The following is an 18202-nucleotide window of genomic DNA, read 5'->3' as shown; positions in this document are numbered from 1 at the left end:
GCGGCGGTGGGCGACACCAGGTCCGGGTATTGGCTGGGCGGAAGGGGCGGACCACGATGCAGATCCGGCTGAGCGTGTGCGGCCCGCGGGACGGGGTGCCGCCGCTACCGGCGCACGGCCAGGCGCAGGCCGCCGTACCGGCGTCGTCGCAGGTCGTGGACGTCCTGGTGACCGCCCCGGCCGGGACGGCGCTGGGGGCGGTGGCGGGCGCGCTCGCGGGCGCGGTCGGCGGCCGCCAGGGCGCGCGGGGCGGCCGGGCGGCCACCCACGTCCAGCTGTACGCGGGCGACCAGCGGCTGGACGAGCGCGCCGTGCTCGGGCACCCGCCGCTGGTGGACGGCGCGCTGCTGCGGCTGGACGAGCCCGATCCGGACCACGTCCCGCTCTCCCTGGAGGACTCCCCGGCCGAGCTGCGGGTCGTCGGCGGGCCGGACGCGGGGGGAATCCACCTGCTGCAGGCCGGTCAGGTCCGGGTGGGCCGCTCCTCCGCCGCCGACGTCCCGCTGGACGATCCCGACGTCTCCCGGTTCCACCTGCTGCTCGACGTCTCCGAGGACGGCCGGGTGACGGTCGCCGACAGCGGCTCCACCAACGGCACCACCCTGGACGGCCGCCCGGTCGGCCCGGAGCCGCGCACGGTCCCGCCCGGGGCGCTGATCGGCCTCGGCGAGTCGGTGCTGCGGATCGCGCCCGGCCACCTGGACCGGGCCGACCTGATCCCGGACGGCCAGGGCCAGGTGCAGCTGGTGCCGCGACCGGCACCGCCGGTGCCCAGCGGGCCGCGCGGCCGGACCGCGACCGGCACCGGGGCGGGCGCGCCGGAGCCCGCCGCACGCCCGCTGGCCTCCCGCGCGCGGGGTCTGTTGACGCTCAGGGGGCGCGTGCCGCGCCCCGGTGCGCCGCTGGACCCGCCGCTCGCCGCCCAGGGCGGCAGCGCCGCCGTGAGCAGCTCCAGCACCCCCACCCCGGCCTCCGGCGTACGCCTCCCGGCGCTCACCCCGGCGGTGCGCTCCACCCGCTGGCCCGACCCGGCCGAGCTGCTGCTCACCGCGCTCGGCCCGGGCCCCCGGCTGTGGGAGCGCGGGCTCGACCACCCCGACACCCTGGCGCTGCGCCTGGGCAGCACCAGCCGCCCGGCCGCGCCGGTGGTGCTGGACCTGCGCGCCGTCGGCAGCCTCGGCCTGACCGGGCCGCGCCACCGGCTCACCGGCCTCGCCCGGGCGCTGCTCGCCCAGCTCGCGGTGCTGCACGGCCCGAGCGTGCTGGAGCTGGTCCTGGTCAGCGCCGACCCCGCCCGCCCGACCGGGGAGCGCGGCGGCGACTGGTCCTGGCTGTACTGGCTGCCGCAGCTGCGGCCCGGCCGGGGCCAGGCGTGCCGGCTGCTGACCGCGCTCGAGCCGGAGCAGGCGCAGGCCCGGCTGGCCGAGCTGCGCCGACCGGTGCAGCGGGCCGGCGGCGCCACCGTGCTGCTGGTCGACGGCGATCCGGGCAGCGTCGCCGCCCGCAACGACCTGGCCCGGGTCCTGGCCGAGGGCCCCGCCTCCGGCGTGCACGCCATCTGCCTCGCCGACCACCCCGACCTGCTGCCGCGCGGCTGCGGCGCCACCGCCGCGGTCACCGGCGAGGTCGGCACGCTGCTGACGCTGGAGCGCCCGGTCGCGCCGCCCTACCCCTCGGCCTCCGGCGGCCACCACCGGGCCCACCCGGCGCGCGAGCTGATCGAGGGCATCGCCCTGGACGCGGTCTCCGCCGCCTGGGCGGAGGGGCTGGCCCGCGCGCTCGCCCCGCTGCGGGAGGCCGACAGCGGCCACCGGCCCGGTCGCGGCGCCCTTCCCGACGCCCCCCGGCTGCTCGACCTGCTCGGCCTGGACGTGGTCACCCCGGCCCAGATCTCCAGCCGCTGGACCGACCTGCAGCTGGCCTCCGGGACGCTGCCGGCCGCCGTGGTCGGCGCGGACCGCGACGGCCCCTGCGGTCTGGACCTGAGCGACCACCTGCTGATCGGCGGCGCACCCGGATCGGGCCGCACCGAGCTGCTGCGCACCCTGCTGGCGTCGCTGTCGGTGGCCGAACGCCCGGACCGGCTCGGGGTGCTGCTGATCGAGGCCCGGCCGCCGCAGGACCAGGCCCGCGGCCTGCGCCCCTGCCTGGAGCTGCCGCAGGTCACCGGATACGTCGACGGCTCGGACGAGTTGCGGCTGCTGCACGCCGCCCAGGCCCTGACCGCCGAGCTGGACCGGCGCGAACTGCTGCTCCAGGGGCGCTCGTTCGCCTCCTGGCACGCCGAGCGCGCGCTGTCCCGGCTGGCGCCCCCCAGGCGCGCCCCCGACGACTACCCGCGGCCCCCGGGCGCCGGCCGGACCGTCCTGGACACCGCCCCGCCCTCGCGGCTGCTGGTGGTCGTCGACGACCACGACGAACTGCTGCTGCCGGGCAGGGAGCGGGCCGCGCTGGCCGCCGCCCTGGACGCGGTCGCCCTGCGCGGGCCGCGCCTCGGCGTCCACCTCGCGGTGGCCACCGGCCACCCGGACCGCAGCAGCGGCAGCGAGCTGGACGAGGCGGCGCAGCTGCGGGTGGCCCTGCGGGTGGACGACCCGCGGCTGTCGTCCCTGCTGATCCACGTGGAGGACGCCGCGACCGTCACCGAGGAGCACCCGGGGCGCGGCTACGTCCGCTACGCCGACGGCCGGGTGACCGGCTTCCAGGGCGCGCGGGTCAGCGGGCGCATCCCGCGCACGGCCACGCTGCGGCCGACCGTGGCCCCGCTGGACTGGGCGGCCATGGGCGATCCCCCGGCCCGCCGCCCGGTGCGCGAGCTGGGCAACGGCCCGACCGATCTGGCGCTGCTCGCCAGCGCCCTGCAACGGGCCGCCGAGACCTTGGACGCCCCGCCCCCGCCGCCGCTGCTCTGAGCACTGCCGCCGCTGCCAGCATCCGGGCCGCTGCTGCGGGCACCCGGGCCGCTGCCGCGAGCGCCGAGCCGGTGCTGTGACGGCGCAGGGCCGCCCCCGACGTTCGGGGGCGGCCCTGCGTGCGTGCACCTGCCGGCGGTCGGCCGGTCAGCGCATCGAACCGGTGCGCAGCAGCGTGCGGATGACCCGCATGGCGACGCTCAGGTTGGCCAGGTCGAACGACTCCGCACCCCTTATGTCGTCGAGCGTGGCCCGCGCCCGGGTGACCAGCGTGGAGTTGTCCTCGGCCCAGGCGGTGAACCGCTGCTCCGGGGTGGCTCCCTGGCCGCCGTGGTCCAGCAGGTCCTGGGTGAGCACCGCGTGCGCCGCGAAGAGGTCCTCGCGGATGGCGGCGCGCGCCATGGACTGCCAGCGGTCGTCGCGCGGCAGCTCGATGATCCGGTCCAGCAGGCCGGAGATCTGCAGCCGGTCGGCGAGGTCGTAGTAGACCTCGGCGACGGTGCGGACGTCCTGCCCGGTGCGGTCGGCGACCTCGACGATGTCGAGCGTCGGGAAGGCCGAGGAGAGCCCGGCCATCCGGGTCGCCAGCAGCACCGGCACCCCGGCCGACGCCAACTCCTGGTAGACGCTGTCGAACCACTCGCGGTCGGAGCCGTGCAGCAGGTCCGGCAGCAGGGACCAGACCTCGTTGCAGCGGTCCCGGAAGAACGTGATGGTCTCGGCGATGTCCAGCGGCTGGCGGCGGTTGTTGAGCAGCCAGCGGGTGGCGCGCTCGACCAGGCGCCGGCTGTGCAGCCGCATCTGCGTCTGCAACTCGGCCGGGACGCTGTTGTCCAGGTCCTCGATCTCGGCCCACATGCCCTTGAGGTCGAAGATGGAGCGGGCGGCGGTGTGCGAGCGGACGATCTCCTCGTACGTCGCGCCGGTCTCCTCCTTCAGCCGGAAGGCGAAGGTGCAACCGCCCCGGTTGATGGTCTCGTTGACCAGCACCGTGGTGATGATCTCGCGGTGCAGGGCGTGCGCGTCGATCTGCTCGGCGAAGCGCTCCTGCAGCTGCGAGGGGAAGTAGCGGTGCAGCTTGCCGCGCAGGTACGGGTCGTCCGGCAGGTCGGAGGCCAGGATCTCGTCCGACAGCGTGATCTTGGTGTAGGCGAGCAGCACCGACATCTCGGGCTGGGTCAACCCCCGCCCGGCGCTGGAGCGTTCGCGCAGCTGGGCATTGCTCGGCAGGAACTCCAGGGCCCGGTTGAGGTGCCCGTCGGCGACCAGCTTGCGCATCATCCGGGCGTGGACGTTGAGCATGCTCGGCGCCTGCGCCAGGGCGTTGGCCAGGGCGACGTTCTGCGCGTAGTTGTTGCGCAGGACGTGCTCGCCGATGTCCTCGGTCATCTCGGCCAGCAGGGCGTTGCGCTGCTCGACCGTCATGCCGCCTTCGTTGACGACCCGGTTGAGCAGGATCTTGATGTTGACCTCGTGGTCGGAGGTGTCGACACCGGCCGAGTTGTCGATGGCGTCGGTGTTGACCGCGCCGCCGGTCGGCTCGCCGTCGGGGCCGAGCGGGCCGCCGCTGGTGGCGAACTCGATCCGGCCGAGCTGGGTGGCGCCGAGGTTGCCGCCCTCGCCGAGGACCTTGACCCGCAGCTCGGAGCCGTTGACCCGGATGGCGTCGTTGGCCTTGTCGCCGACCTCGGCGTTGTTCTCCGCGGCCGCCTTGATGTAGGTGCCGATGCCGCCGTTCCACAGCAGGTCGACCGGGGCGAGCAGGATCGCCTTCATCAGCTCGGCCGGGGTGAGCCGGGTGGTGCCGTCGGCGATGCCGAGCGCCTCGCGCATCTGCGGGGTGATGTTGATGGACTTGGCGGTCCGCGGGAAGATCCCGCCGCCGGCCGAGACCAGCGCCTTGTCGTAGTCCTCCCAGGAGCTGCGCGGCAGGTCGAACAGCCGCTTGCGCTCGGCGAAGGAGGTCGCCGCGTCCGGGTCCGGGTCCACGAAGATGTGCCGGTGGTCGAAGGCCGCGACCAGCCGGATGTGCTCGCTGAGCAGCATGCCGTTGCCGAAGACGTCACCGGACATGTCGCCGATGCCGACGACGGTGAAGTCCTCGCTCTGGGTGTCGTGGCCCAGCTCGCGGAAGTGCCGCTTGACCGACTCCCAGGCGCCCTTGGCGGTGATGCCCATGCCCTTGTGGTCGTATCCGGCGGAGCCGCCGGAGGCGAAGGCGTCGCCGAGCCAGAAGCCGTACGACTCGGCGACCTCGTTGGCGATGTCGGAGAAGGTCGCGGTGCCCTTGTCGGCGGCGACGACCAGGTAGGTGTCGTCGCCGTCGTGCCGGACGACGTCCTTGGGCGGGACGACGCCGGTGCCGGCGATCAGGTTGTCGGTGATGTCCAGCAGGCCGCTGATGAAGGTCTTGTAGGAGGCGATGCCCTCGGCCATCCAGGCGGCGCGGTCCACGTTCGGGTCGGGCAGCTGCTTGGCGACGAAGCCGCCCTTGGAGCCGACCGGCACGATCACCGTGTTCTTCACCATCTGCGCCTTGACCAGGCCCAGCACCTCGGTGCGGAAGTCCTCGCGGCGGTCGGACCAGCGCAGGCCGCCGCGGGCGACCTTGCCGAAGCGCAGGTGCACGCCCTCGACCTGCGGCGAGTACACCCAGATCTCGTACGCCGGGCGGGGCGCGGGGAGGTCCGGAATGGCCTGCGGGTCGAACTTCATCGACACGTAGGAGTGCGGCTCGCCGGTCTGCGGGTCGCGCTGGAAGAAGTTGGTCCGCAGCGTCGCCTTGATCAGGGTGAGGAAGGAGCGCAGGATGCGGTCCTCGTCCAGGCTGACGACCTGGTCGAGCGCGCCGTCCAGCTCCTCCAGGATGCCCTCGGTGAGCTCGTCCGCGCCCTGCCGGTGGGCGGGCGACAGCCGCGCCTCGAACAGGTTCACCAGCAGGTGGGTGGCGTGGACGTTGTTGGTGAGCGCGTCCTCCACGTAGTCCTGGGAGAAGGTGGACCCGGCCTGGCGCAGGTACTTGGCGTAGGCGCGCAGCACCACGGCCTGGCGCCAGGTCAGCCCGGCGCGCAGGATCAGCGAGTTGAAGCCGTCGTTCTCGACCTTGCCGGTCCAGGCGGCGGCGAACGCCTCCTGGAAGCGCTCGCGGGCGTCCTCGGTGATGTTGCCGGCCACGTCGGGCCGCAGCCGCAGGCCGAAGTCGTACACCCAGGCGGCCGTGCCGTCGCTTCGGGACAGCTCGTACGGGTGCTCGTCGAGGACCTCGACGCCCAGGCGCTGCAGCACCGGCAGCACCTCGCTGAGCGAGACCGAGCCGCCCACCCAGTAGATCTTGAAGCGGCTCTCGTCGGCGGGCGCGCCCTCGACCTGGTAGAGGTTCAGCCGGAAGTCGGTCGGGCCGGTCAGCGACTCCAGCCGGTGCATGTCGGCGACGGCCTGGGCCGGGGTGAAGTCGGCGCGGTAGCCGTCGGGGAAGGCCCCGGCGTAGCGGCGCGAGGCCAGCGCGGCCTCCTCGTCGCTGTAGAGCAGCGCCAGTTCCTCGTTGAAGTTGTCCACCCAGGAGCGGGCGGCCTCGGCCAGCTTGGCCTCCAGCCGCTCCACGTCGGCGTCGGTCAGCTGCGGCAGCTCGCTGCCGGCCGGTACCCGGACCACGAAGTGCAGCCGGGCGAGCACCGATTCGGTGTTCCACGCGGTGTAGTCGATGGCGGAGCCGCCGAGCTCCTGCATCAGCAGGTCCATCAGCCGCAGCCGGACGCGAGTGGTGTAGCGGTCACGCGGCAGGTACACCAGCGCGGAGAAGTAGCGGCCGTACTCGTCCTGACGCAGGAACAGCCGCAGCTTGCGGCGCTCCTGGAGGTAGAGGACGTTCAGCGCGACCTGGAGCAGTTCGTCGGCCGGGGTCTGGAACAGCTCGTCGCGGGGGTAGGTCGCCAGGATCTGGACCAGGTCGCGGGCGTCGTGGCTCTCCGGGGTGAAGCCGGAGTCGGCGACGACCTGGGCGACCTTGCCGCGCACCACCGGGATGCGGGTGACCGACTCGGTGTAGGCGGAGGCGGTCAGCAGGCCGAGGAAGCGGCGCTCGCCGATGACGTTGCCCTGGGCGTCGAACTTCTTGACGCCCACGTAGTCCAGGTAGGACGGCCGGTGCACGGTGGCGCGGCTGTTGGCCTTGGTCAGCACCAGCAGCTTCCGCTCGCGGGCCTTGGAGCGGGCCGGCGCGGCGAGACGGCTGAAGGAGGCGGAGGACATGGCGTCCCCGGCGTGCGCGTGGGCGCGCGGGTCGGAGCGCAGCACCCCGAGGCCGGTGCCGGGGACGGCGTGCAGCACGTCCTCGCCCTCCTCGGACTGGACCAGGTCGTACTCGCGGTACCCGAGGAAGGTGAAGTGGTCGTCAGCAAGCCAGCGCAGCAGCTCCTGGGCCTCCTCGACCTCGGTCCGCGGCAGCTCGGCCGGGGGCTCGCCGTGCAGGTCGTCGGCCAGGCGCAGGGCGCTCTCGCGCATCTTCGTCCAGTCCTCGACGACCTCGCGGACGTCCACCAGGACCCGGCGCAGGTCGGCCTCGACGGCGGTGAGCTGCTCGCGCTCGGTCTCGCGGTCGATCTCGATGTGCATCCAGGACTCCAGCAGGGCGTCCTGCGGCTTGTCCGTGGTGCAGGCGTCGACGTCGAGGATCTCCAGCAGCTTGCCGGTGATGTCGCGGCGGACCAGCAGCTGCGGGTGGATCACCACATGGATCGCGCGCCCGAGCCGGGAGAGTTCGTTGGTGACGGAGTCCACCAGGAACGGCATGTCGTCGGTGACCACCTCGACCACGGTACGGCCGCAGGACCAGCCGTCCTCCTCGGAGGCCGGGGTGTACACCCGCACCTCCGCCGTGCCCTGCGGGCGGTTCGCCGCCAAGCCGTAGTGGGATGCCGCCGCTCCGTAGATGTCGACCGGGTCGCGGTCGAGCAGGTCCTCCGGTGCCGTGTGCAGGTAGTAGTGCCGGAGGTACGAGGCCAGGGCACCCTCGCCGAGCGGCTCCCCCTGAGCGGCCTTGCTGAGCAGGTCGGCCTTGGCTGCGTCCAGCTGGGTCTGCATGGTTATCTGGCTCCTGTCGCGCGCCGTTGCGTGACTCGGTGGTATTCGTCTGCTGCACGAGACCGCCGAGACTGCCCGTATCCTCCCGCATGTCCGGTAACGGAAGCGAATGACCCGGCGAATCCCGCCCATCGACGAGGTTTCACGGCGAGCCTAACGGGGGTAAGGGGGACTGTCAGGGGCCGGATCGGAGCAGTGCGTCAGGATCTTTGGTCCCACGTGTACGAGTTGTCCAGGTGGCATCTGTGGACCGGGTGTGCGGGCAACCCCTAACGTCCGACGGCCCACCCCTGACCCTGCCGGAGCGGGCCCCGCGAACGCGCCCCCTCGGGGCCGTGCCCGGGTCCGCACCCGCATCCGCGCCCTGACCACCGGTCAGACAGCCGGGCATCGGCCCTCCCCCGCAGGCAGCCCGCCCGTCCGTCCGGCGTCCGTCCGGCGTCAGCCCGGCGTCAGCCCGCGGCGACCAGCTCCTCCGCGTAGGCGACCGCCTCGGCCAGGGTGTCGGCCACCGGCACGCCGAACCGCTCCAGCTCCCGGCGGCTGTGCGAGCCGCCGGTGAACAGCACGGCGTGCGCCCCGGCGTGCGCGGCGGCGCGGGCGTCGTCCAGGGCGTCGCCGATCAGCACCGTGCGCGCCGGGCTGACCTGCTCGGCCGCCAGCGCCTGCAGGTGCCGGACCAGGTACTCGGCCTTGCCGGAGACGCCGCCGGTGCCGTCCCGGCCGTCGACCCGGAGGAAGTGCCGCTGCAGGCCCAGGCTGCGTATCAGCGGGACCAGCTCGTCGTGCCCGTACATGGACAGCAACGACTGCGTCCGCTCGCCCGCGCCCAGCAGCCAGGCGGCCAGCAGGCCCTCGGCGCCGACGGTGAGCCGGCAGCCGTCGCGCAGGGCCGTGTAGTGGCCGTGGAAGCAGGCGTCCATCTGCTCCCACTCCTCCCGGGCGAGGCTGCGCCCCATCCGGTGCTCATAGAAGTCGATCACCGGAACCCGGTAGGTCTCCCGGTACTGCTCCACGGTGAGCGGGCCGAGGCCCAGCTCGGCGAAGGCGGCATTGCTGGCCGCCACCACCGCGTCGATGTCGTCGAAGAGGGTGCCGTTCCAGTCCCAGACGAGGTGTACACGCATGGAAGGACCGTATCCGGGGGCACTGACAGCCGGAAGCATCGGGCAGCGCTCAGGGGAGCAGGGCGGGGAGTTCCTGGATGGCGTACCAGAGGAGCTCGTGGTCCTCGGCGCCGTCCACGGTGAAGCGGGCGTCCTCGTCCCCGGCGTCGGCGGCGGCCACCGCGGCGGCGGCGGCCGCGACGTCGTCCAGGACCTCGGCGTCGTCGGCGTCGGCGTGCACCGCGGCGGCCTTGGCCAGCAGCAGCGGCTCGGACAGGGTCACCGCGCCGAGGGCGGCCGGGTGCTCGTGCTCGATGTCGACCTGCAGGCCGACCGCGCGGTCGGGGACGTCCACCGCGACCACCACCCGGCGGCGCGGCGCCTTGGCGTCGTCGGCGAGCAGCCGCAGCGAGGACTGGGCCGCGCGGACCAGCGCCGCGTACTCCAACTCCTCGATGTCGTCGCTGAGATACCACTCCCGAAGCGCGGGCGTGACCGCATACGCGCGCAGCGGAGCCTGGCCGAGGCTCCCCTCGGCATGCGCCTGCGCCAGGGCGTTCAGGGTGGTCGGGACGTACACGCGCATCGGGGCGCTCCGGGGGAGGTCGGGGAGGAAGTTCCTGCGCCCAGCATAGGCGTCCGCCGCCCGCCGCCCGCCGGATCACCCGGACGGCCCCGCAGCGTGATCGATCGGGTGGGTTCCGATAGCTGTGGGTAAACGCCGGATCGCACAGCTGACGGATGTTCGCGCAGGTCAGAGCCTCTGTTGCACTCGGATAGGTGAACTTCGCAGGGTGAGCCGCGTCCGACAGCGGGTGCTTGTTGCTGTCAGTGGCAGCGAGTACCACTGTGCTCACGCTCAGCAGCAGGACTCCGCCGCAGGGACTCCGCCGCCGAGACCCAGCCGCACACACTTTCGCGTTCACACCGACGACAGGGGTTGCCACCATGGTCGAGACCCAGATCCAGCAGGCCGTCGCTCCCGCACCGGGCGCGGTGCGGCTCGGACGGCTCCACGGCGTGGGCGCCGGCCGGCTCCGGCACTGCGACCCCGCCCCCACCCGCACCGACGCCAACCTGCTGGCCAGCCGCTACGCCCAGCGGCTGCTGGAGGTGCTCAGCGGGCACCGGGTGTGCGAGCAGCTGACCGCCCTGTCCACCGAGGAGGTCCACGACGACGTCCGCACCCTGGTCCGCCGCCGCTGCCTGCTCGGCCCCGGCGGCACCCGGCCGGTGCTCTGGAAGGTCTTCGACGACTCCCCCGCGCCCGGGGTGCTGGAGGTGGCCGCGTCGGTGCGGGTCGGCGACCGGCTGGAGATGCTGGCGTTCCGGCTGGAGCTGCGCCGCGCCCCGCGCCACCGGAACGGCACATGGCGGTTCACCGCCCTGGAAACCAGGTGGTGAACCGCCATGACGGTGCTGCTACGGGTGCTGCGGTGGCTACTTCTTGCGGCGACGGCCCTTGGCGGCCCGGCGGCGGTCCGCGCGGGTCTCCGTCACGCCGTCCTCGACCGCCTCGTCGTCGTTGAGGAAGTCGCCCTCGATCACGCCGCCCTCGCCGTCCACCGACGGGGCGGTGTAGTGCAGCCGGTCCGGACGCTGCGGGGCCTCCAAGCCCTTGGCGCGGATCTCCGGACGGTTGCCGTCCAGCGGCTTCTCCAGCTCGACCGCGTCGGCGTCGGGCAGGGGGACCTCCTCGACCTGCTGCTCGACCTGGACCTCCAGGTTGAACAGGTAGCCGACGGACTCCTCCTTGATGCCCTCCATCATCGCGGAGAACATGTCGAAGCCCTCACGCTGGTACTCGACCAGGGGGTCGCGCTGGGCCAGGGCCCGCATGCCGATGCCCTCCTGGAGGTAGTCCATCTCGTAGAGGTGCTCGCGCCAGCGGCGGTCCAGCACCGAGAGCACGACCCGGCGCTCCAGCTCCCGCATCACCGGCTCGCCGAGCTGCTGCTCGCGCTCGACGTACTTGGCGTGCAGGTCCTCGCGGACCGCCTCGGCCAGCAGGTCGGCGGTGATGCCGGAGCGGTCGCCGTGCTCCTCCTCCAGGTCCTCGACGGTCAGGCTGATCGGGTACAGCTGGCCCAGAGCCGTCCAGAGCTTGTCGAAGTCCCACTCCTCGGCGAAGCCGTCCGCCGTGGCGTTCTTCACATAGGCCTCGACCGTGTCGTCCATGAAGTGGTCGATCTGCTCGCGCAGGTCCTCGCCCTCCAGGACGCGGCGGCGCTCGCCGTAGATCACCTCGCGCTGGCGGTTCAGCACCTCGTCGTACTTCAGGACGTTCTTGCGGATCTCGAAGTTCTGCTGCTCGACCTGGGTCTGCGCGGAGGCGATGGCCCGGGTGACCATCTTCGACTCGATCGGCACGTCCTCGGGGACGTTGGCCATCGACAGCACGCGCTCGACCATGCCCGCCTTGAACAGGCGCATCAGGTCGTCGCCCAGCGACAGGTAGAAGCGGGACTCGCCCGGGTCGCCCTGACGGCCGGAACGGCCGCGCAGCTGGTTGTCGATCCGGCGGGACTCGTGCCGCTCGGTGCCGAGCACGTAGAGGCCGCCCAGCTCCTGGACCTCCTCTTGCTCGGCCTTGACCGCGGCCTTGGCCTTCTCCAGCGCGTCCGGCCAGGCGGCCTCGTACTCCTCGGGGGTGTCCACCGGGGAGAGCCCGCGCTGCGCCAGCTCGGCCGAGGCCAGGTGCTCGGGGTTGCCGCCGAGCATGATGTCGGTGCCGCGGCCGGCCATGTTGGTGGCCACGGTGACCGCGCCCTTGCGCCCGGCCTGGGCGACGACCTGCGCCTCGCGCTCGTGGTGCTTGGCGTTCAGCACCTCGTGCTGGATGCCGCGCTTGCGCAGCTCCTGCGCCAGGTACTCGGACTTCTCGACGCTGACCGTGCCGACCAGGATCGGCTGGCCCTTGGCGTGCTTGTCGGCGATGTCCTCGACCACGGCGGCGAACTTGGCCGGCTCGGACTTGTAGATCAGGTCGGGCTGGTCGATGCGCAGCGGCACCCGGTTGGTGGGGATCGGCACCACGCCGAGCTTGTAGATCTGGTGGAACTCCGCCGCCTCGGTCTGCGCGGTACCGGTCATCCCGGACAGCTTGTCGTACAGGCGGAAGAAGTTCTGCAGGGTGATGGTGGCCAGCGTCTGGTTCTCGTTCTGGACCTCCACCCCCTCCTTGGCCTCGATCGCCTGGTGCATGCCCTCGTTGTAGCGGCGACCGGCGAGGATGCGGCCGGTGTGCTCGTCGACGATGAGGACCTCGCCCTCCATGACGACGTAGTCCTTGTCCTTCTTGTACAGCTCCTTGGCCTTGATGGCGTTGTTCAGGAAGCCGACAAGCGGGGTGTTGGCGGACTCGTAGAGGTTGTCGATGCCCAGGTAGTCCTCGACCCGGGTGACACCGGACTCCAGGACGCCCACGGTGCGCTTCTTCTCGTCGACCTCGTAGTCCACGTCGATCTTCAGCCGCTTGACCAGCTTGGCGAAGTCGCCGTACCACTTGGTGGCCTGGTCGGCCGGGCCGGAGATGATCAGCGGCGTACGGGCCTCGTCGATCAGGATCGAGTCGACCTCGTCCACGATGGCGAAGTTGTGGCCGCGCTGTACCAGTTCGTCCTGCGACCACGCCATGTTGTCGCGCAGGTAGTCGAAGCCGAACTCGTTGTTGGTGCCGTACGTGATGTCGCAGGCGTACTGCTTGCGGCGCTCGGCCGGGCTCATGTTGGCGAGGATCACGCCGACCTCGAGGCCGAGGAAGCGGTGCACCCGGCCCATCCACTCCGAGTCGCGCTCGGCGAGGTAGTCGTTGACCGTGATCAGGTGCACACCCTTGCCGGTCAGGGCGTTCAAGTACGCGGGGAGCGTGCCGACGAGGGTCTTGCCCTCACCGGTGCGCATCTCGGCGACGTACCCGTTGTGCAGGGCCGCGCCGCCCATGATCTGTACGTCGTAGTGGCGCTGGCCGAGGGTGCGCTTCGCGGCCTCACGAACGGTCGCAAAGGCTTCGGGGAGGATGTCATCCAGGGACTCACCGTCCGCGAGGCGCTCCCGGTACTCGTCGGTGAGCGCACGCAGCTGCGCATCCGTCAGGTTGACGAAGTCCTCTTCGATGGAGTTGACCTGGGCGGCAATGCGGTTCAGCTTACGAAGGATCTTTCCTTCGCCTACGCGCAAGACCTTGTCGAAGACGGACACGTGGGCTGGCTCCTTGCCTGGGCTGGCACTGGGCGATCGGTGCAGTGGCGATGGAGACACACCACCGCGCCGCCATCGTATGCGAGGAAACGAGCGGGCCGGGAGGCCCGTCAGCACTATCCATCGCCATCACCCGTGCGAGTGGGTCGGTCAGGACCGTCAACTTTATACAAATCAGACATGAGAATTCTCCAGGACGACCAGGAATCCCCTTCCGGCCTCTGGTGTTGCGGGCGCTCAGCACGGCTCGCGCCAGGCGTCCAGCGAGAGGTGCTTCAGCTCCGCGCTGAAACCCAGCCGCCGGGCGGCCGGGCAGAAGGCGGCGAGGGGCAGGTTGTACTCGGCCTGGAACACGGCCTTCCCGGCGGCGACGAAAGGGATCAGCTCATCGCACTCCTGATATTCGGCGCACTGCTCGTCGACGGAGAAGTCGAAGGCGCCGACCAGCTGGGGCACCTGGTCGAGGTCGTTCTTCAGGGCCACCGCGAGACCCCGGGCATGGGCCAGTGCCGCCACCATCCGATTGAAGGAGAGCTGATCGGCGGCGGTGAGCGGGAATCCGGTGTCATTGGCGTAGCCGTCGACATTGTCGGGCTCGACACCGTCGAAGCCCTTGCTGCGGCACATGGCGAACCTGGCCGCAATGATCGGCTCCAGCAGGTCCAGCCGCCGAATGTCCAGCCAGCGCTCGCCCGGCCAGCCGTCCGACCGGCCGAGCAGCACGGCGGGGAAGCGCTGCCGGTCGGGGCGGAAGTCCTCGTACGAGCCCACGCTGAGGTAGCAGACCACCTTCCGGCCCCGCGCGTGCAGGGCGGCGACCTGCGCGGCGGTGGTGGTGAAGCCGTCGACGTCGTAGACGGCGGCGTCGACGCCGGTGTCGAGCGGCCCGCTGAGCTGCCACTGCCAGCCGGTGCCCGGCTTCGGCTGCCACCGCACCGCCCCGCCGACCGGGGCCGTCCCGGCCGTGGACGCGGGGCCGGCCGTGGGAGCCGGACCGGCCGTCGGCGGGGCGGCCGTCGGCGGGGCGGTTGCGGTGGGGGCGGCGCCCGAGGAGCCGCTCCCGGGGCTGCAGGCAGCCGCCGCCAGCGCCCCCACCAGCACCCCCGCGAGCGCAGCGACCATGCGTCCCGCGCCCGGCCCGCCGCGCCCGCCGCGGCGGCTCAGCACCGGTCCCGGGCCGGAGCCGGCGCGCACAGCTGCGGCATCAGCACGCCCCAGGGGTTCGCGCCCGTGCCCGGGGTGGCGTAGCTGACCGCCGCGTGACGCAGCCGCGCCAACTCGGCGACGGCCGAGCACAGGGCGGCCGGGGTGCCGTGCACCAGGTGCCCGAAGCGCTGCGCCGGGAAGGACTCCGTCCACGGCGGCGTGCGCAGCGCCCGGTACTGCTCCCACTCCCCCTCGAAGGTGATCACCAGGTCGGCGACCTCGGCGAAGCCCGGGTGCGGGTGGACGCCCGGGTTGAACACCACCGCGGCGGCGTCCAGCGAGCGCGCCGCGACCGCGAGCCGACGGTAGTGCGGCAGCGAGTCCAGCCCCGACGCGGCCTGGTCGAGGAAGACCCCGTCCACGCCGTACCAGTCGCGGTGGCGGGCGATGTCCGCCACCACCTCGCGGTGGTGGCGGCGGCCGTAGTCGCTGTCAACGTAGCCGAGCAGCGGCACCCCGGCCGAGCGCAGCCGGGCGGCGACCGCGGCGAACTCCGGCTCCGGCTCCGGCCCCGGTCCGCTGTGCGGGTTGAGGACCACCCCGGCCAGCGAGTCGGCGTGGGCCTCGACCATGGCCCAGGGCTCCGGCTCGGTGCCGGGATAGGCGTAGAGGGGGACGAGCAGCCGTCGCCCGGCTGCCTCGTGGGTCGTCAATGTCACTCCATTGTCAAGGATCTGATGGCACATCAGCTCGGGTCAGCGGTGCACGGTCGCCCGCCCGAGCGTCCCGCAGGCGACCAGCAGCAGCACCACTGCCGCCGCGCCGCCCACCTGGGTCTCGGCCGCTCCCGCCAGCGTCGCGGCCGCGGCGGGGGCGCATATCCCGGCGGCGAGCCAGGCCGAGCCCAGGGCCTGGAGCAGCAGCGCCGTCCAGACCGCCGCGCCCAGCGGCAGCAGCGCCAGGAGCTGCGCGCCGACGGGGAGCCCGGCCAGGGCCGCACCGAGGACGATCCCCAGGGCCGCGAGTATGCCGAGGTAGCTGCCGAGACCCAGCAGCAGCGAGTGGACCGAGCGCAGCGCGAAGGCCCGCGAGCTGGCGGCGGCCCGCAGGGCGTGGTGGATGCGACTGCGGTAGCCGTAGAGCAGCCACTCCGCGGGGCCCATGCTGAGGGTGAGCGCGACCGTCGGCGCCACCTCGACATGGCTGCCGCGCAGGGCGGTGCCCAGCGTCAGCAGGGCCATGGCCAGCCCGAACAGGGCGTGCGGCAGGGAGGCGTACAGGCCGGGCGGGGGCTCGTCGGCGTCGGCGTCCTGCCCCTGGCGGCAGGCCCGCAGCGCGCGCACGGCCTGCGCGACGGCCAGCAGCAGCGTGCACAGCAGCAGCGGCACCAGCCCGGCTGTCGCCGGAGTCAGCCCGGTGACGACGGCCGCGCCGCCGAGCGCGGCCGGGGCGAGCGCGCCCAGCAGTGCGGCTTCGCCGCCCAGCACCAGCAGCACGCAGGAGGCGCCCATGTAGACCGACTGCCCGGCGCAGAACAGCAGCACATCGCCGACGTGCCGACCGGTGAGCAGCGCCGCGACCAGCGCGCCGACGGTGCCGAGCAGCGCGCCGGCCAGAGCGCCGCGGCCCAGGCAGCGCCCGGCCGAGCGGCGGCCGCCACGCCCCAGCCACAGGTGCGCCCGGTGGGCCAGCCCCTGGTTCCAGCCCCAGCACAGCAGCAGCGAGGTCGCCAGGGCGAAGGTCCCGTGCGGCAGGCCGCCCCGGTCGGCGGGGCCGCTGAGGATCGGACGGCCGAGCGGGAAGGCCAGCCCGGGCAGCGCGTAGACCAGGCCGCGCAGCAGGCTGGCCGACAGCGGCGCGGCCCACGGCGAGGGTGCCGGTTCCGGCTCGGGGTAGTCCCGGGGGGTGTCGGCGTACAGCTCCTCGGCCAGCTCGAAGGCGTCCATTCGGCCGTAGTCGCGCTGGACCTGACGATCCGTCACGCCGTCGGCCTCGATGGCGGCAGCGACTTCGAAGGGGTGCACGGCGGCTGCGGCGACACCGCTGAAGCGGGCCGCCGCCTCCCGCGCCGGATCGACCGCGCCGCCCCCGGGTGCGGCGGCCGGGCGCGGCAGTGGCGGCGGAAGCGGTGCCAGGCTGAGCCCGGGCAGGAGTTCCAGGGTCGCGCTCATCAGCAGCACCCGGCCAGGGCCGGCTCCGCCGCCGGGGTCCAGCTCTCGCGCGGCTGCTCCAGCAGGGCCCGGTAGAGGCCGTGGAAGGTGGTGACGGTCCGCTCGAGGGTGAACCGGTCGAGCACCCGCTCGCGCGCGGAGCGGCCCAGCGCGGTGCGGCGCCCCGGATCGCGCAGCAGTCCCAGGGCCGCCCGCGCCATGGCCTCCGGCTCGCGCGGCGGCACCACCAGCCCGGCTTCCCCGACCGCCTCGCGGACCCCGCCGACGTCGGTGGAGACCGTGGCCCGGCCGCAGGCCATGGCCTCGATCAGGCTGAACGGGAAGCCCTCGGAGATGCTGGACAGCATCACCACGCTGCCGGCCGCGTAGGCGTGCCGGACGGTGTCGATCCGGCCTTCGAAGGAGACGCCGGGTGCCACCCCGAGCTGCGCGGCGAGCCGGTCCAACTGCTCCCGGTAGGGCTCGCCCCCGGCCGGCACGCCACCGAACAACCGCAGCCTGGCGTCCGGGATCTCGGCCCGGACCAGAGCGAAGGCCCGGATGAGGGTCTCCAAATCCTTGATCGGGTCGATCCGCCCGGCCCAGCTCAGCGTCGGCGTCCGCGGCTCGGGGCCGGCGTAGGGGAAGAGGTCGGGGTCGACCCCGTTGTAGACGGTGCGGATCCGCTCGGGATCACAGCCGCCGCGCTCCTCCCAGCGCCGGTTGTAGCGGTTGCACGGGGTGATCAGGTCGGCCCCCCGGTAGCCCTCGGTGGCGAGCATCCGGAAGAAGCCCAGGATCAGTGCCTTCACCGGCCAGCGGTAGGGCGCCGTGCGGTAGCTCAGATAGCGCTCGCGCAGGTAGATGCCGTGCTCGGAGAGGAGCAGCGGCACCCCGTGGAAGCGCCGCGCGGTCAGCCCCGGCAGCACCGCGAGGCCCCCGGTCACGGCGTGCGCCACCCCCCGGCTGGGCGGCTGGACCGCCAGCGGGCGCAGGGCGTGCTCCAGCAGGTCGGTGGCCTGCAGGGCGTCCTGGACGGTGGGGCGGGCGGCATGGGTGGCCAGGAACGGGAGGGACCACAGGGACTGCAGCGAGCGCAGCGCCCCCTCGCTGCGCAGGGCGGCCGTGAGCGAGCCGCCGGTCAGCGCGAACTCGGCCAGCTCGTACAGCTCGTCGGCGAAGTAGTGCTCGAAGTCGGCGTCCAGCAGCGAGAGCAGGAACCGCTCGTACCCGGCGAGGAAGCGCCGCAGCTCGCGCCCGCGCGGCGCGGCGCCCGAGGGCATCCGGCCCCACAGCGGAGCCGAGCTGACGGACGCCACCTGCGGCGGCAGCGTCCAGACGTGGGGCTCGCGGCCGCTGCCGGTGATCCCGAGGACGTGGAACCGCACGTCCGGCATGCCCTGGACGAGTTGGTCGCACCAGACACTCACCCCGCCGTGGACGTACGGGTAGGTGCCCTCGGTGAGCAGGGTGACTTCGACTGGCCCGTTCATGGTTGTGTGTGCCCCCTCCGGCATCGACACGTCGCCGGGCGCGTCCGGGGCCTCGCGGTGGGCGGCCCGGGACACGGTGCGATCGCTGCGTGCTGCTGTCCGACTGCTGTCGCTGC

At 73.1% G+C, this 18202-nt stretch carries 10 protein-coding genes; 2 read left to right on the top strand and 8 right to left on the bottom strand.

Annotated features, from left to right (window positions below; translation table 11 throughout):
• The first annotated feature begins 56 nt into the window (after nucleotides 1–56).
• On the top strand, nucleotides 57–2912 hold the full coding sequence (locus GXW83_RS05735; protein WP_182441812.1) for an FHA domain-containing protein: 2856 nt from the start codon (nucleotides 57–59) through the stop codon (nucleotides 2910–2912).
• A 147-nt stretch (nucleotides 2913–3059) separates the two neighbouring features.
• Here GXW83_RS05735 and GXW83_RS05730 read toward each other — a convergent pair whose 3' ends face one another.
• The 3 genes from GXW83_RS05730 to GXW83_RS05720 form a co-directional block, all read right to left on the bottom strand.
• The gene (locus tag GXW83_RS05730; RefSeq protein WP_182441811.1) at nucleotides 3060–7991 is read right to left on the bottom strand and encodes an NAD-glutamate dehydrogenase; all 4932 of its coding nucleotides are present in this window, start codon (nucleotides 7989–7991) and stop codon (nucleotides 3060–3062) included.
• Between the two features lie 452 nt (nucleotides 7992–8443).
• On the bottom strand, nucleotides 8444–9118 hold the full coding sequence (locus GXW83_RS05725) for an HAD family hydrolase (protein ID WP_182441810.1): 675 nt from the start codon (nucleotides 9116–9118) through the stop codon (nucleotides 8444–8446).
• A 49-nt stretch (nucleotides 9119–9167) separates the two neighbouring features.
• The gene (locus tag GXW83_RS05720) at nucleotides 9168–9683 is read right to left on the bottom strand and encodes a hypothetical protein (RefSeq protein WP_182441809.1); all 516 of its coding nucleotides are present in this window, start codon (nucleotides 9681–9683) and stop codon (nucleotides 9168–9170) included.
• 362 nt (nucleotides 9684–10045) lie between these two features.
• On the opposite strand from GXW83_RS05720, the gene GXW83_RS05715 reads away from it, so the two are divergent.
• A complete protein-coding gene (locus tag GXW83_RS05715; RefSeq protein WP_182441808.1) occupies nucleotides 10046–10501 on the top strand; it encodes an Rv3235 family protein in 456 nt (151 codons plus the stop codon).
• A 36-nt stretch (nucleotides 10502–10537) separates the two neighbouring features.
• Here GXW83_RS05715 and secA read toward each other — a convergent pair whose 3' ends face one another.
• The 5 genes from secA to pelF all read right to left on the bottom strand — a co-directional run bounded on the left by secA (nucleotide 10538) and on the right by pelF (nucleotide 18086).
• Nucleotides 10538–13297: a preprotein translocase subunit SecA gene (secA, locus tag GXW83_RS05710; RefSeq protein WP_182441807.1), complete on the bottom strand. Its 2760-nt coding sequence runs from the start codon at nucleotides 13295–13297 to the stop codon at nucleotides 10538–10540.
• 237 nt (nucleotides 13298–13534) lie between these two features.
• Nucleotides 13535–14419, bottom strand: a complete 885-nt coding sequence (locus GXW83_RS05705) for an endo alpha-1,4 polygalactosaminidase (RefSeq protein ID WP_182441806.1) — start codon at nucleotides 14417–14419, stop codon at nucleotides 13535–13537.
• Between the two features lie 38 nt (nucleotides 14420–14457).
• Nucleotides 14458–15156 carry a spherulation-specific family 4 protein gene (locus GXW83_RS05700; protein WP_225446777.1) on the bottom strand — a complete coding sequence of 233 codons (699 nt, stop codon included), beginning with the start codon at nucleotides 15154–15156 and terminating at the stop codon, nucleotides 14458–14460.
• Between the two features lie 42 nt (nucleotides 15157–15198).
• Nucleotides 15199–16614 carry a hypothetical protein gene (locus tag GXW83_RS05695; protein ID WP_182441804.1) on the bottom strand — a complete coding sequence of 472 codons (1416 nt, stop codon included), beginning with the start codon at nucleotides 16612–16614 and terminating at the stop codon, nucleotides 15199–15201.
• Nucleotides 16614–18086 carry a GT4 family glycosyltransferase PelF gene (pelF, locus tag GXW83_RS05690; RefSeq protein ID WP_182441803.1) on the bottom strand — a complete coding sequence of 491 codons (1473 nt, stop codon included), beginning with the start codon at nucleotides 18084–18086 and terminating at the stop codon, nucleotides 16614–16616. The genes GXW83_RS05695 and pelF overlap by 1 nt, the downstream gene beginning before the upstream one ends.
• Nucleotides 18087–18202 lie beyond the last annotated feature (116 nt).

This window comes from Streptacidiphilus sp. PB12-B1b, assembly GCF_014084125.1.
Taxonomy (GTDB): domain Bacteria; phylum Actinomycetota; class Actinomycetes; order Streptomycetales; family Streptomycetaceae; genus Streptacidiphilus.
This window is presented reverse-complemented; position numbering and strand designations above follow the sequence as displayed.